At 60.3% G+C, this 13,372-nt stretch carries 14 protein-coding genes; 5 read left to right on the top strand and 9 right to left on the bottom strand.

Going from position 1 to position 13,372, the window contains the following annotated elements:
• Positions 1–57: 57 nt before the first annotated feature.
• Positions 58–1,059: an ABC transporter substrate-binding protein gene (locus MNR02_RS18995; protein ID WP_160870390.1), complete on the bottom strand. Its 1,002-nt coding sequence runs from the start codon at positions 1,057–1,059 to the stop codon at positions 58–60.
• Between the two features lie 41 nt (positions 1,060–1,100).
• Positions 1,101–2,183: a 4-oxalomesaconate tautomerase gene (locus MNR02_RS18990; RefSeq protein WP_241601506.1), complete on the bottom strand. Its 1,083-nt coding sequence runs from the start codon at positions 2,181–2,183 to the stop codon at positions 1,101–1,103.
• Positions 2,184–2,288: 105 nt separating this feature from the next.
• On the opposite strand from MNR02_RS18990, the gene MNR02_RS18985 reads away from it, so the two are divergent.
• Together MNR02_RS18985 and MNR02_RS18980 are read left to right on the top strand one after the other, a co-directional pair.
• A complete protein-coding gene (locus MNR02_RS18985; RefSeq protein WP_241601505.1) occupies positions 2,289–3,185 on the top strand; it encodes a LysR family transcriptional regulator in 897 nt (298 codons plus the stop codon).
• 252 nt (positions 3,186–3,437) lie between these two features.
• Positions 3,438–4,343 carry a homocysteine S-methyltransferase family protein gene (locus MNR02_RS18980; RefSeq protein ID WP_241949522.1) on the top strand — a complete coding sequence of 302 codons (906 nt, stop codon included), beginning with the start codon at positions 3,438–3,440 and terminating at the stop codon, positions 4,341–4,343.
• 128 nt (positions 4,344–4,471) lie between these two features.
• Here MNR02_RS18980 and MNR02_RS18975 read toward each other — a convergent pair whose 3' ends face one another.
• Positions 4,472–5,311, bottom strand: a complete 840-nt coding sequence (locus tag MNR02_RS18975; protein WP_241949521.1) for an alkaline phosphatase family protein — start codon at positions 5,309–5,311, stop codon at positions 4,472–4,474.
• A 58-nt stretch (positions 5,312–5,369) separates the two neighbouring features.
• Complete coding sequence (locus MNR02_RS18970; protein ID WP_241949520.1) at positions 5,370–6,953, bottom strand: ABC transporter substrate-binding protein; 1,584 nt, start codon at positions 6,951–6,953, stop codon at positions 5,370–5,372.
• Between the two features lie 148 nt (positions 6,954–7,101).
• Here MNR02_RS18970 and MNR02_RS18965 point away from each other — a divergent pair, with 148 nt between their 5' ends.
• A complete protein-coding gene (locus tag MNR02_RS18965; protein ID WP_241949519.1) occupies positions 7,102–8,589 on the top strand; it encodes a PLP-dependent aminotransferase family protein in 1,488 nt (495 codons plus the stop codon).
• A gap of 229 nt (positions 8,590–8,818) precedes the next feature.
• On the top strand, positions 8,819–9,151 hold the full coding sequence (locus tag MNR02_RS18960; protein ID WP_241949518.1) for a response regulator: 333 nt from the start codon (positions 8,819–8,821) through the stop codon (positions 9,149–9,151).
• Between the two features lie 59 nt (positions 9,152–9,210).
• Here MNR02_RS18960 and MNR02_RS18955 read toward each other — a convergent pair whose 3' ends face one another.
• Both MNR02_RS18955 and MNR02_RS18950 read right to left on the bottom strand, forming a co-directional pair.
• On the bottom strand, positions 9,211–10,035 hold the full coding sequence (locus tag MNR02_RS18955) for a DUF1365 domain-containing protein (protein WP_241949517.1): 825 nt from the start codon (positions 10,033–10,035) through the stop codon (positions 9,211–9,213).
• Between the two features lie 22 nt (positions 10,036–10,057).
• Positions 10,058–10,438, bottom strand: a complete 381-nt coding sequence (locus MNR02_RS18950) for a DUF2147 domain-containing protein (protein WP_241949516.1) — start codon at positions 10,436–10,438, stop codon at positions 10,058–10,060.
• A 121-nt stretch (positions 10,439–10,559) separates the two neighbouring features.
• On the opposite strand from MNR02_RS18950, the gene MNR02_RS18945 reads away from it, so the two are divergent.
• On the top strand, positions 10,560–10,961 hold the full coding sequence (locus tag MNR02_RS18945) for a DUF2177 family protein (protein ID WP_241601497.1): 402 nt from the start codon (positions 10,560–10,562) through the stop codon (positions 10,959–10,961).
• Here MNR02_RS18945 and MNR02_RS18940 read toward each other — a convergent pair.
• From MNR02_RS18940 to MNR02_RS18930, 3 genes are read right to left on the bottom strand one after another with little or no spacing between them, the layout of a single operon-like run.
• Positions 10,926–11,522: a hypothetical protein gene (locus MNR02_RS18940; protein WP_241949515.1), complete on the bottom strand. Its 597-nt coding sequence runs from the start codon at positions 11,520–11,522 to the stop codon at positions 10,926–10,928. The genes MNR02_RS18945 and MNR02_RS18940 overlap by 36 nt on opposite strands.
• Positions 11,522–12,559, bottom strand: a complete 1,038-nt coding sequence (locus tag MNR02_RS18935) for a cyclopropane-fatty-acyl-phospholipid synthase family protein (protein ID WP_241949514.1) — start codon at positions 12,557–12,559, stop codon at positions 11,522–11,524. Before MNR02_RS18935 ends, MNR02_RS18940 begins: the two co-directional genes overlap by 1 nt.
• A complete protein-coding gene (locus tag MNR02_RS18930; RefSeq protein WP_241949513.1) occupies positions 12,556–13,371 on the bottom strand; it encodes a DUF1295 domain-containing protein in 816 nt (271 codons plus the stop codon). Before MNR02_RS18930 ends, MNR02_RS18935 begins: the two co-directional genes overlap by 4 nt.
• Position 13,372 lies beyond the last annotated feature (1 nt).

The following is a 13,372-nucleotide window of genomic DNA, read 5'->3' as shown; positions in this document are numbered from 1 at the left end:
GACCGGGCTGCGACACAGCCTCGATTTTAGCTGCTGCAATAGACATGATGGTTTTCCTTAGTTCTTCGCGGGCTGGCCTGCAGCCTCGACGAACTTGTTCGTGTAGGTCGCGCCGAGATCAATTGTGGCGTTGCCGACGCTTTCGTTGAAGCTCTTGAGAACGGCCAGCGGGGTTTCCAGATCGGCCGGGACGAACTTGCCATCTTCGGAGAAGATCGCCTTGGCGTTCTCGACGGCCTTGATATACGTCTGCTTGTCGCCGGACACGAAGTCCTCGGGCAGCTTGGCGACGATTTCTTCGGCCGAGTGATCCTTCATCCAGTGCAGCGCCTTGAGCGTCGCATTGGTGACCTTCTGGATGACTTGCGGGTTGGCTTCGATATAGTCCTGGTTCGCATAAAGGACAGATGTCGGATAGATGCCGCCGTAGACGGCCTTCGCGCCTTCGTCGCTGCGGGCGTCGATCAGGATCTTGCCGAGACCGCGCTCGACGACGATGGTCGCGGCCGGGTCGTAATTCACCAGAAGGTCGATCTTGCCCTGCTGTAGGGCTGCAACGGCGGCGGCACCCGAACCGACGCCGATAATCGAGATGTCATCGTCGGTCAGGCCGTGCTGCTTAAGATAGTAGCGGATGAAGAAGTCGGACGACGAACCCGGCGCGGTGATGCCGACATTCTTGCCCTTGATCGTTTCCGGCTTGGCCGGGTCGAAATCCGTGTCGTTCTTGCCTGCGAGCACGAGGCCCGAGTTGCGCGCGAGCTGGATGAAGCCGATGACGTGTTTGCCCTGCGCCTGCATCTGGATCGTATGGTCGTAGAAGCCGACAGCGACGTCGGTCGACCCGGCAACGAGCGCCTGAAGCACCTTCGAACCGCCCTGGGCGAAGTTCTCGATCGTTACGTCGAGACCTTCTTCCTTGTAGAAACCGAGGCTTTCGGCAACCGGGAAGGGCAGGTTGTTAAGGTTGTAGGAGCCGACGCTCATACGAACGGAATCGGCGTGGGCAGCAGTGGTCAGGGCGAGCACAGCGGCAGTCGCCAGAAGTAGTTTGCGCATGAATTTCCTCCGTTAAATGCTCCGGTCCTCACCAGAGCGCGTTAAGCAGCGTGATCCACACGCTCTTTGGGCTTTGCGAAGGCATGACCTTCGAAAAGTCGTCTCGCGGTCCTTACCAGGCCCGCGACAGTGGCCCCGTTTCGTGTCTCCAGCTGGACGTCGATGCGTCCGCCTGGGTGTTCGATACGAACCAAGACCGGCAGTTCCGTAGCGCCGGCAATCGACGAGGCCACGGTACCCATGCTGGCCACCGCCGTTGCGATGCCGACAGCGCCGGTGGTCGCAAGAGCGGGATGGCATTCATTCGGCATGAAGTAGCGGACAGACAGGGTACCGCCCTTGCGCGGTGCCGAAAGGATGACCGGTTTCGGGATCACCATGTCGGACACGTCGCCCATCCCCATCAGGCGGCCCGCCTCGGTACGGATGGATGCCAGCTTCGCAATCAATTCGTGGTTGGCCGACAGGGATGGAGCATCTTCATAACCGGAGACACCGACATCCTCCGCCCGCACCAGAACCATCGGAATGGCGCAGTCGATCGATGTCACGGGTATTCCCTGGATGATATCCAAAGGATTTCCCGTGGGGAACAGTTTGCCCGTCTTGGCGCCTGCTGCGTCAAGAAAGGTGAGGGCGATGGGCGCGGCCAGTCCCGGAACGCCGTCGATCGATGCGTCGCCGAGATAGATGACCTCACCGTCGCGGGTTGGAACCTTGGCCTCGATGATCTTCTTGGTGTTGACGTTGTGAATGCGCACCAGCGTGGTCGACCCACTGGCCTGGACGAGCCCGGCCTCGATGGCAAACGGACCGACAGCGGCAAGCATATTGCCGCAATTCGGCGAATAATCGACCATTTGCCTGTCGGTGCGCACCTGAGCGAAGAGATAGTCGACATCCGCCCCATCGACGCTGGAGGGGCCGATGATGGCGACCTTCGACGTTACAGGATTTCCTCCGCCGATTCCGTCGATCTGGAGGGGATGCCCCGACCCCATGATGGACAAAAGGACCGCATCGCGCTGCTCCCTGTCGGCAGGCAGATCGGAAGCAAGAAAGAACGGGCCTCGCGACGTGCCACCGCGCATCAGGACGCATGGAATGCGTATCAGATCGTTCATTTCCTCACCTCAATATTGCGTAACCCGAATTAATCGGGTGTCTTGTTGCAATATGCGAAATGTGGGATAACTGTGAAATGCAATGTTTGAAGGGATTGATGCGTCATGAGCATAAATTGCGAGATTTTTGATCTGCGTGCCTTTCAGGCTGTTGTCGATCTCGAAAGTTTTCACCGCGCTGCCGAGGCCCTTCATATTTCCCAGCCCGCATTGACGCGACGCATTCAGAAACTGGAACAATCCATCGGCGCGCCGCTGCTCGATCGCACCACCCGGCACGTTGCGCCCACGGCAACCGGACAGGAATTGCTGCCGCTCGTTCGCCGCATGCTGGAGGAATTCGATGGATCCCTCTTCGCTCTGAAGGAAGGCGGCTCTCAGCGTCGTGGGTTGATCACGATGGCCTGCGTGCCTACCGCCGCGTTTTACTTCCTGCCGACGGTCATCAAGACATTCGGCAACGATTACCCGCACATAAGGCTCCGTATCCGCGATCTCACCGCCAATGAAGGCCTGCAGGCGGTCGCGCGGGGAGAGGTCGAGTTCGGCATCAATCTGATGGGGAACTCGGATCCGGACCTGTCGTTCGAACCGCTCATCGACGATCCGTTCGTGCTTGCGATCCGCAAGGACCATCCTCTCGCTGACTTCGATCAAATCCACTGGCGCCAGCTCGACGGCTATCCCCTGGTGGTGGTCGACCGCTCCAGCGGGAACAGGGCGCTCCTGGATGGCGCCCTGGCTAAGCATAACCTGCGTCTCAACTGGTTCTACGAGGTGACGCATCTGAACACGTCCCTCGGTCTGGTTGAAGCCGGGCTCGGCATATCGGTTCTGCCGCGGCTTGCCACGCCACAGGAGGAGCACCCCTATCTGGTGACCCGCCCGATCATCGACCCCGTCGTCACAAGGACCATCGGCATCGTGCGCCGCCGCAGCGCACCGCTATCGCCGGCGGCGGAGAAGTTCATCGAAGTCCTGCTAAACGTTTGGAAACGATGATTTTTAGCCTTACGAGAGACGATATAAGGTACGATAGGCGCCGGCGTGAGCGTTTAAGGCTGCGCACTCGTGTGCGCACTCTGATGACGTCTTGGCAGATTCTGTCCGTGCAGATCCACGCGATTTGCCATATCCATCCCGGCTTATTAAAACGACTAGTGGCTGACAGCCCTCATGACCGCACCCGCGTTGGATGGCTGTATCGAGGCCGCGCAGCACTCGCATTGCGCATGCAGAACCTGGGAGAAAACCATGACATCAATCACGATCCTCGACGGCGGCATGAGCCGTGAATTGGTACGCCTTGGCGCGACGCTTCGGCAGCCCGAGTGGTCGGCGCTTGCGCTCATGGAAAACCCGGAGATCGTCAGGCGCGTGCATGAGGAATTCATCGGTGCAGGCGCCGATGTGATTACGACCAACAGTTATGCCCTGGTGCCGTTTCATATCGGCGAGACCCGTTTTCGCGAAGAGGGCAGGCAACTCATCGCTCTTGCGGGACGACTGGCGCGGGAGGCGGCGGATGCAGCCGGCGATGGCCGGATCCGTGTCGCCGGCTCGCTGCCGCCGATCTTCGGCTCCTATGAACCGCAATTGTTCGATCCGGATCGTGTGCGGGATTACCTCTCCGTTCTCGTGGCGGAACTGAATTCCTCGGTCGACGTCTTCCTGGGAGAAACCCTCAGCTTGATTGCTGAAGCCGAAGCCGTCGAGCAGGCCGTCGCGGCAACCGGCAAGCCGTTCTGGATTTCCTTCACGCTGCAGGACGAGCCCGGCGCGGAGGCGCGGCCACCGGTATTGCGCTCCGGCGAAAGCGTCGAGGAAGCCGCGCGCTGGATAGCGGGCTCGAATGCCGCGGCGCTTCTGTTCAATTGCAGCCGCCCGGAGGTCATGCAGAGCGCTCTCGCCGTTGCCGGCGCCGTCCTTACGAAGTCCGGTCGTACCGTTCCGCTCGGTGTCTATGCCAATGCGTTCACGACAGAGGAGGAAGGCGCGGCGAACGAAACACTCCACGCGATTCGGGACGATCTTTCGGACGATCGTTACTCGAGCTTTGCATGTGACTGGGTCGAAAGCGGTGCAACGATGATCGGCGGCTGCTGCGGTGTCGGTGCCTCCCACATTCATCGCGTGAAGCGGCGCGTGTCGAAGGATTGACGAACCGAACGGCGCTCGCCTCTCATTTCACCATGACGCGGTCGTTCCTGTATCGTTCGTGACCGCCCGCGACAACCGGAAGCAGCGATGGGCGCCTTGGCGCCTCATCCGTTTCGGCTTGGAGATAGCTAATCGAGGAAAGCGGCTTGCGCCATGCTCGCAGGCACGTCGACGCCAAGGCGTGACAGGATTGTCGGTGCGACCTGCAATTGGTCGAGGAGCGTATCTTCGGGCGGGCCTTTCCCGTCGCCGAACCAGTAGAAGGCGAAGTCCTGCATTTCCGGGTCATGCCCGCCATGATGGCCCCGGTCGGTCTGGCCGTGATCGGCTGTCACGATGACTTCATAACCGTTCTTGCGCCAACGGGGCAGGAAGGCGGCAAGCTGTGCGTCGATGGTGAAGCAGGCATGATCCATCTGCGAGCAGTCGTGCCCGTAGCGGTGCCCCATGCTGTCGAGCGTGCAGGTGTGCAGGATGCCGTAGTCGATGTGATGGCGTTCGGTCAGCATTGTCAGCGTTGCGAACAGGTCGAGGTCGCTCGGCGTCATCTGGTTTTGATGGTTGTACCCCGCCATGGTGTGGAACCGGCCGTGATGGATCGGTCCCTCCGCGTCGTCGTACTCGATGTCCTCGACCATATCGAAGGGCGAGCGGCGAAAGAAGGTAGACCAGAAGGAATGGGTGACGGCGCCGGTTTTGCCGCCTGCCTTCGCCACTTCCGAGAAGATATCAGGCTGCGTCACGCGAAAGAGCGTCTCGTTGGAAAGCACGCCATGCACCTGCGGCGGTACCCCCGTGTGGATCGAGGCATAGCAGGACGCGGAGGTCGACGGCAGAACCGATCGCATACGCCAGACGCGCGCTTCGCCTGCTTGGACCCAGCCCTCCAGGTTGCCCATGAGCCGGCGAGCATTGCGCCACGGCTGTCCGTCGAGAATGATGAGCAGGAGTTTGTTGCGAAGCGCCATTGTGTATCCCTGGTATTGAAGGACGCACCGCCCGAAGCGGTGCGCCAGGCTCGGTTCGTCAGGCGCTGAGCCAGCAACGCAACGGCGCATCCGCGTTCATGAGCTCACCTGCGGGATTGTCCTCCCAGCCGAGAATGTTCTCGCTGACGCCGTCGATGAAATCGTTGAACATTGGCGAAATGACACCGCCTTCGTCGCGCATCATTTCTGAGAGGTCGCGATACATGGCGCGCCGCCTCGCTTCGTCGAGTTCCGCACGGGCGGCGACAACGAGCTTGTCGAAAGCCTCGTTCTTGAAGCGCGTGTCGTTCCAGTCCGCCGAGGATATGTAGCCGGTGGAATACATCTGGTCCTGCGTCGGACGGCCGCCCCAATAAGAGGTGCAGAAGGGCTGGACGTTCCACACGTTCGACCAATATCCGTCACCGGGCTCGCGCTTCACATCAATCGTGATGCCGGCCTCCTTCGCGCTCTCCTGATAGAGAACCGCGGCATCGACTGCACCGGGAAATGCGACTTCCGATGTGCGCAGCACGATACCACCGCTATGACCGGACTTTTTGAAGTGGAAGGCTGCTTTTTCCGGATCGAAGGTCCGCTGTTCGATTTCCTCGAAGAGCGGATAGGCCTTGTTGATCGGCGTGTCGTTGCCAACGCTTCCGTAACCCATCAGAATCCGGTCGATCATCGTCTGGCGATCCATCGCGTATTTCAGGGCGAGGCGCAGGTCCTTGTTGTCGAACGGGGCCGTGTCGCAGAACATGTTGAAGGGATAGAAGCCACGCCCGGAGACGTTCTTGATCATCACCTTCTTCATGTTCTTGAGCAGCGCAACCGTTTTCGGTTCGATGCGGTTGATCATGTGAACCTGACCGCTTTGCATCGCGGCGATGCGCGCGGTCGCATCATTGATGACGATGATCTCCACCTGCTCGGCAAAGCCCGCCGTTTCGCGTCCCCAATAGTTCTCGAAACGTGTCGCATTGTAGCGGACGCCCGGCTCGCTGCCGGCCAGTTTGTACGGTCCCGTACCGATCGCAGCCTCCGGATTGTCCTTTCCGCCGTTCGGCTGGATGACGAGATGATAGTCGTTCATCAGGAACGGCATGTCGGCATTGGCTTCACTGAGCGTGATGACGACGGCATCGCCGTCCGACTTCACGGTCTGGATGCCCTTGAGGACGCCTAGGGCACCGGACTTCGCGCTCTCGTCCGAATGCCGTTCGATGGTTGCCACGACGTCGTCGGGCGTCAGCGTCTTGCCATCGTGGAACTGCACGTTCTTCCGGATCTTGAAGGTCCACGTCTTGGCATCGGCAGAGGCCGTCCATTCTTCGGCAAGCACCGGGATAGGCGAGCCGTCGGGCGCCAGCCACACCAGGGTTTCGCCCCACAGATGGTTCACCATGGCGCTGACTTGGTTTGTCGCCAGGCCCGGATCGAGGCTGTCCGTCGAGGCGCCACCCTGCATGCCGACCTTGATCGTACCGCCGCGCACGGGTCCTTCCGCTCGCGCGGCCGTGGACAGCAAAGAGCCTGCCGCTACAAGGCCGACGCCGAGCGTCGCGCTACGGCCGAGAAAGTCGCGCCGCGACATCCGGCCTTGTGCGACGAGGCCGGAGAGATAGGTCAGTTCATCCATCGATTTTTCCCCTGATGCGACCGGGCGCCTACCGCTCGGACGATCGTTTCGGCCGGGATACTAATCCGCAAGATTGCCGTATACATGTCCAGAAATCGTAAGAATGACCAGTCCACTTTCGACCGGCACGTCTGCATGGAGCGCTGTCATGGCCCGCACAATCGATGGTTTCAGTTTGGACGGGTTGATGCTCGACGGCCAAAGCGCCCGACCGCTCTATCTCCAGCTGTACGACGGGTTGCGGGAATTGATTCTCTCTGGCGCGATTGCCGGCGGGGCACGTATTCCGTCATCACGCGTTCTGTCCGAGAGCCTCGGTGTTTCCCGTTTCACAGTGGTCACCGCGCTCGATCAACTTGCAGCGGAGGGTTATCTCCACTCTACTAGAGGTAGCGGCACCTATGTGGAAACCGTTCCTATGCGGCAAAGCGCTGGAGCCAGTCTGGCGACACAGCCTGACAAGACGACACCTGGGCGCTTCGAGAGACTTTTGTCACGGCGCGGACAGGCGCTGACGTGGCGGACCTCACTGACGCTGAACGACGGCTCGCAACACCTTCATATGGCAAGCCCCGATCACCGGCTGTTTCCGGTGGACATCTGGTCGCGGCTGACGAGGGAGGTTTATGCGGAGGGGGATTTCCGCATCGTCAACTATCGGGAAATCTTTCAACCCTCCCTGCTCGAAGAGCAGATTGCCCGCCATATCGCGGTAAGCCGCGGTATCCGCTGCGAACCGGAGGAAGTGGTCACCACGCTTGGTGGCCACCACGCAGTGACGCTTCTTGCCGAACTGCTGTTGAATCCCGGAGACACGGTTGCGTTCGAGGAACCGGGAATGGCGGCAATCCGGTCGATTTTCCAGTCCGCTGGCTGCAATATAGTGCCGATGCATGTCGACGCGTCCGGTCCAAACCCGGAGACAGTCGAACATCGTGACGTCAAGCTTGCCTTTGTCACCGCAGCCAAGCAGCAGCCGATGACAGTCGCCATGCCGCTGAAACGCAAGCTGGAAATGCTGCATTGGGCCGCCGATCGTGACACGTTGATCATCGAGGACGACCTGGGAAGCGAATTCCGTTACCGCGGCGGGCCCATTCCGCCGCTTAAGGCCTTGGATCAGGCCGGGCAGGTTATCTATGTCGGCGCCTTCAGCATGACGCTGCTGCAATCGCTGCGCGTCGGCTATATGATCATGCCGCGCCCATTGGCAGACCGGTGCCGCCGACTGATCCAGGTGCGCTACAGGGCTTTGCCGCAGTTTACCGAACAGATCGTCGGGCGCCTTATCGAGGATGGTCATTACACGCGGCATCTTCATCGCATGCGGCGGATCTACGCCAAGCGCCAGAACCGCCTGCTGCAGATCCTGCGGTCGGATTTTTCCGACATTTTCGAGCCCCCCGAGTTTGCATCGGGCTTTTACAATCTGTGCTACTTCAAGGATCAGTCAATCGACGAAGATGCGGTGCTGATCCGGTGCCGTCAGCACAATCTCGGGGTCGAGCAACTCTCCTACTACTATGCAGATCGATCATCACCGCGCAAAGCGCTCCTCATCGGGTTTGCCGCATCCAATGAGGAGGAAATCGAGAGCGCAACCAAGTTGTTAAGGAGCTGTGTTGACGTGGAATAGTGTCGTCCCCGCTGTTCTAACCGCTCAGGCTGACCGCAACGCCAACAGTCTGACATGGTTAAGCATCCCTGAAACTATCGTTCGCATTTTATTAAGTTTGTTGGAGAAAACTCTTGAAAAGGGGCCGACTGATTGTGGGGAGACCGCGTTGAACGCGTAACCGAAGTACGGAGGTCTCAGCATGTCTCATCTAACCGTGCTCGTTGTTGAAGATGAGCCTTTGATCCGCATGACACTGGTCGATGCCCTTCTGGACGAGGGGCATGACGTGATCGAAGCGTCGAGCGTGCTTGAGGCCGTGGCGGCGTTCGGCATGCACCATATCGATTTTCTGATCACCGATGTGGATATGCCGGGTGGGCTTAACGGGTTCGATCTCGTAAGATTCGTTCGGCATCACGACAGCGGCGTTGGCGTCATCGTCACGTCCGGTGGAAACAGGCCCGGCAACGCAGACCTCAAGCCCGGCGAGACTTTTATTGCGAAGCCCTATCGAATGGATGACATGGTCGCGCACCTGAACCTTCGAGATCGCCGAGGTGAGCGGCGAATAAAGGCGTAATGCAATAGCCCGATCGCACTCGGCATTTGTGCTCCCGAGCCCTGGTCACGATCATGCCGTCATGCGGCATCCCGAAAGCTCGCCGTCTCGGGGGGAGGCGGGCTTGTACGGAAGCGCGCTCCTTTCAGCCAGAGCTTGAGCGCCTCCCAGTGAATGCCGGCAATTACCTTGAGCGTCATGAAGGGGAAGCGCAGGAGGCATCGAGCGAGGTTGGCGTCAGTCAGCGGCGCGGCGTCCGCCTGGAATGTTGCGGCCAGCACCGGCTCTTTGCCTGCGGTCTCGTGAATGCGGATGCGCACGGCCTTGCCCGGCGGAAGGACGCGGAAGTGGTAGCGCAATCCCATATCCATGAAGGGTGAGACATGGAAAATCTTGGTTCGAGTCTGGCGGATGCCGGCCGGGCTTTCCTCTCCCTCCAGCACCGGTGCCACATAGCTGTGCCGCTCGCCGAAGGTGTTCCGCACGGCGTATATGATCGCGACCAGTCGTTCGTCCGCGTCATAGGCGAAATAGGTGGACAGTGGATTGAACACATAGCCGAACATACGGGGATAGGCGAGCAGCAGCACGCGCGCCGCCGGCTTGTCGAGCCCGGCACGCGCCAGCAGGCTGTCTGCAAACATGCGCAGCGTCTCACCCTTGTTCTCGACGTGGTCGCTTTCGCGGAAAGAAAGAATGCCCGGCCTGTTCACGGCGAGGAGGCGGGTGCTCTGGGAAAGCGCATCGAGACGGTCGATATCCACCAGCAGGGAGAAGACGCTGTAGCTGAAACGGTGTCCGAAGGGATTGAGCCGCTGGTGCATGACCTTGCCGGGGTAAAGCGTGCCAGCGGCCGCTGGCGGCGCCCCATTCTCGGCCATACTCGTGATACGGTCGTGCCTCATCTTCTCTCTTTTGCCCGCTTTTTCACGGCGCAGGCTGCCAGTGGACGTCTTTGCACAACACACCGCCCAGGATGCAGCCGCGGGTGAGAAGCGATTTGCCCGAGACCTGCACCGTGATGGCATAAGTTCGGTCGCGTTTGGCATCATACGCGGTGCCGGCAAGCGTGTCCGCCGATTTCGGCTTGAGCGACATGACGAGCCGGTCTCCGGCCTCCTCTCCCTTGCTGGTATCGCGGATCCAGAGATTTGTGGCGCAGATATTGCTGCCGCAGGGCGCTATACGCACACGTGCATTTCCATCGTCGCGCAGCCATGTTCCGCTGGGATCGGCAGATTCCTGCGCGTAGGACACAGCGGCGGTCGACATCAAGGCGGCGCATGCAGTCAGAACGGCTATTCTCATCGATCCATCCTCCTTGCTTTCCTATGAAATACGGAAGCGCTGGTCGATCGGTTCACTTTTGGTGATCCGCCGAAGACGGGATGGCGTAGACAGTGTCGAGGACACCGCAGGAGAAAATGGTATGAAGACGATCGCAACGGCCTATCTGGCAACCGGCATCGCGTTCCTGATCGTTGATGCCATATGGCTCTCGACAATGGCGGACATGCTTTACAGGCCGCTGATGGGCGACAAGCTCGCGCCGCAGTTTCATCTGGCTCCGGCCATCGTGTTCTATCTGATCTATGTCGCCGGCATCGTGTTCTTCGCCGTCATGCCCGCAATCGAGGGCGGCGGGCTTGCCAAGGCTGCGCTGAATGGTGCCGTGCTTGGCCTGGTTGCCTATGCGACCTATGACCTTACCAACCAAGCGACGCTGAAGGATTGGCCGCTTTCAGTGACACTTGCCGATATCCCTTGGGGTGCCTTTGTGACAGCCGTCGGCGCCTCAGCCGGTTTTCTTGTCGCCAGCCGCGTTGGATGATCGTTCCGCCTCCGCGAGAACCCCGGAGAATATAAGGGCGACAAAAGCCGTCAGCGTGCTGGCGCTGATGAGATTGAGGCGGGAGAGCGCGGCATATTCCGTTGCGTCATAGTGGGCGAGCGGCGGTCCATAGACGTCGTGCAGCAAAAGAAAGACGCCGAAAGCAATTGCCGTGATTGCCAGCGCGACCAGACGCTCCCGAGGACGAAACAGCAACAGTGAGATGACCCCACAGGGAATGAGAAAGATCTCGACCGCCGAGGCGGTGCCGAAAAGCCAGGCCGAGAGCACCGTATTGCCTATACCCGCCAAAGGCAGGAGCGCGCGACCGGCGGTATCGTTCCAGCGTGAAACGGCCGGTACGGCAAGGAAGAAGGGTGTCGACAGGAATGTGAACCAGGCGGCCGTGATGTCGTCGCTGACCAGCCAGAAAAGATAAAGCGGATAGAACGGCTGATTGGACGCGACCACGAGCGCGATGACATTTGCCGCAGCCACGCGCGGATCGGGATTGCGGGCATAGGCCCGCACTGTCTCGATGGGGTTGGCGAGAAGGGACATCACGATCTGGTGCCGGCGGGACGGAGGCGGTAATGACTGACACCCCATTCCTCGCCATTCGCATGCCCAAAAAGTCCGGCCGTGGCGAGGAAGAACAGTCGCCAGCGCCGCATCCAGAGTGCCGCGTCGGGCCCGTAGGTCGCGTTGAAGATGGTACGGATTTCGTCTCGGTTCTTGTCGAAATTGTCGAGCCAGTCGAGGGCCGTGCGTTCGTAATGCGTGCCGTTCCAGCGCCAGTCCTTCTCAACGATGAAGCTGTCGCTGAACTCCCGCACGAGGCCATGGCTCGGCATGACGCCGCCGGTGAAGAAATACTGGGCGATCCAGTCCGCCTTGTCGGCATGGTCGAAGCGGTAAGCCGTCTTGCGATGCGAGAAGACATGCAGGAAGAGACGACCGTCGTCGCGGACCCAGCCGCGCGCCCGTTCCAGCAGAGACTTCCAGTTGGACATGTGTTCGAACATCTCCACCGAAACAATTCGGTCGAAAGTTCTCTCCGGAGAAAAGATATTCATGTCGGCGGTGACGACCGTGAGGTTGCCGAGACCGCGCTTGATGGCCTGTGCCTCGATATGGGCTCGTTGCGAGGCCGAATTCGAGACGCAGACGATGCGTGCGGACGGATAACGTTCGGCCATGAAAAGGGAGAGGGATCCCCAGCCGCACCCCAGTTCGAGAATGTCCTGTCCATCGGCAAGGTCCGCATGGCGGCACGTCTCTTCAAGCGCCTTGATCTCGGCTTGCGCCAACGTGGTGCTGGATGAGGAATAGAGGCAGGAGGAATATTTACGGCACGGCCCGAGCGTCAGAGCGAAGAATGCCGCCGGAAGTTCGTAATGCTGGGCATTGGCTTCATCTGTGTGAACAGCGATCGGCCAATCGGTCATGGATCGGGCAAAGTCGCTATCCGTCGGGCCACCGCTCTGCGCCAGCAGACGGCGCGTGCGCCCAACGAGCCGGCTGATGCCGAAGCGCAGGGCGGGATCAGGAACGGGCAGACGCTCCGCGGCGGTAATAGCAGTAACGGCAAGGTTCATGACGTCTTCTCCCTTTTCTTTAAACCGGGCCAAAACGCGTTGACGCGAGTGACGTAAGCCGCGAAGGCCGCGCCCCGTGAACGCATCATGTGCGCTTCGAGCGGGGGAATTCCCGAGACATGTACAAGCAGCCAATACATGAAGGCCGGGCCGGCAAGCGCCAACCATCCCCAGCCCCAGTCGCCCGCGGGGCCGACAGCGATGACCGCATATCCGCACCAGCCAAGCCACTGGAAGAAGTAGTTGGGGTGACGCGAGAGGCTCCATAGCCCATCGTCGCAGACCTTCCCCTTGTTTGCCGTCTTGCCGCGGAACCGCGACAGCTGCGCGTCGGCCACACCTTCACCGATTACAGCCATGGCGAGGATGGCGATGCCGGCAATATCGCTCCATTGCAGCCCTACTGCAGGGTTTCGTGCGGCAATGAAGATGGTTGCCGTCAGAAGAAGTGCAGCAGCGGCCTGAATTTGCAGAAAGATGAAAAGGCGCAAGCGCCAGCTTTCCCCCCATTCCTCGCGCAGTCTGGCATAACGCGGATCCTCGCCGCCTTCCAACGTGCGCCGCAGGATATGGACGCCCAGCCGGCATGACCAGAAACCCGCGGCGGCTGCGATAAAGAGCCGCCGCTGCCAGTCGCCCTCCCAGCCGATAACGGGCACGAGCGCGGCCGTGATGCCGGTGGCGCCCACAAGGAACGACCAGACCGCATCGACCCAGCCGGATGTAGCCCCCTTTACGACGGCAAACCACACAACGGTCATTACGAGTCCCGCGGCGACGGCAAGAAGGAGGAAGAGCACCGCCGCCGTCATG

The sequence above is a fragment of the Shinella sp. H4-D48 genome (assembly GCF_022637395.1).
GTDB lineage: Bacteria > Pseudomonadota > Alphaproteobacteria > Rhizobiales > Rhizobiaceae > Shinella > Shinella sedimenti.
Note: the sequence above shows the minus strand (reverse complement) of the source record. Positions and strands in the feature narration are given on the sequence as shown.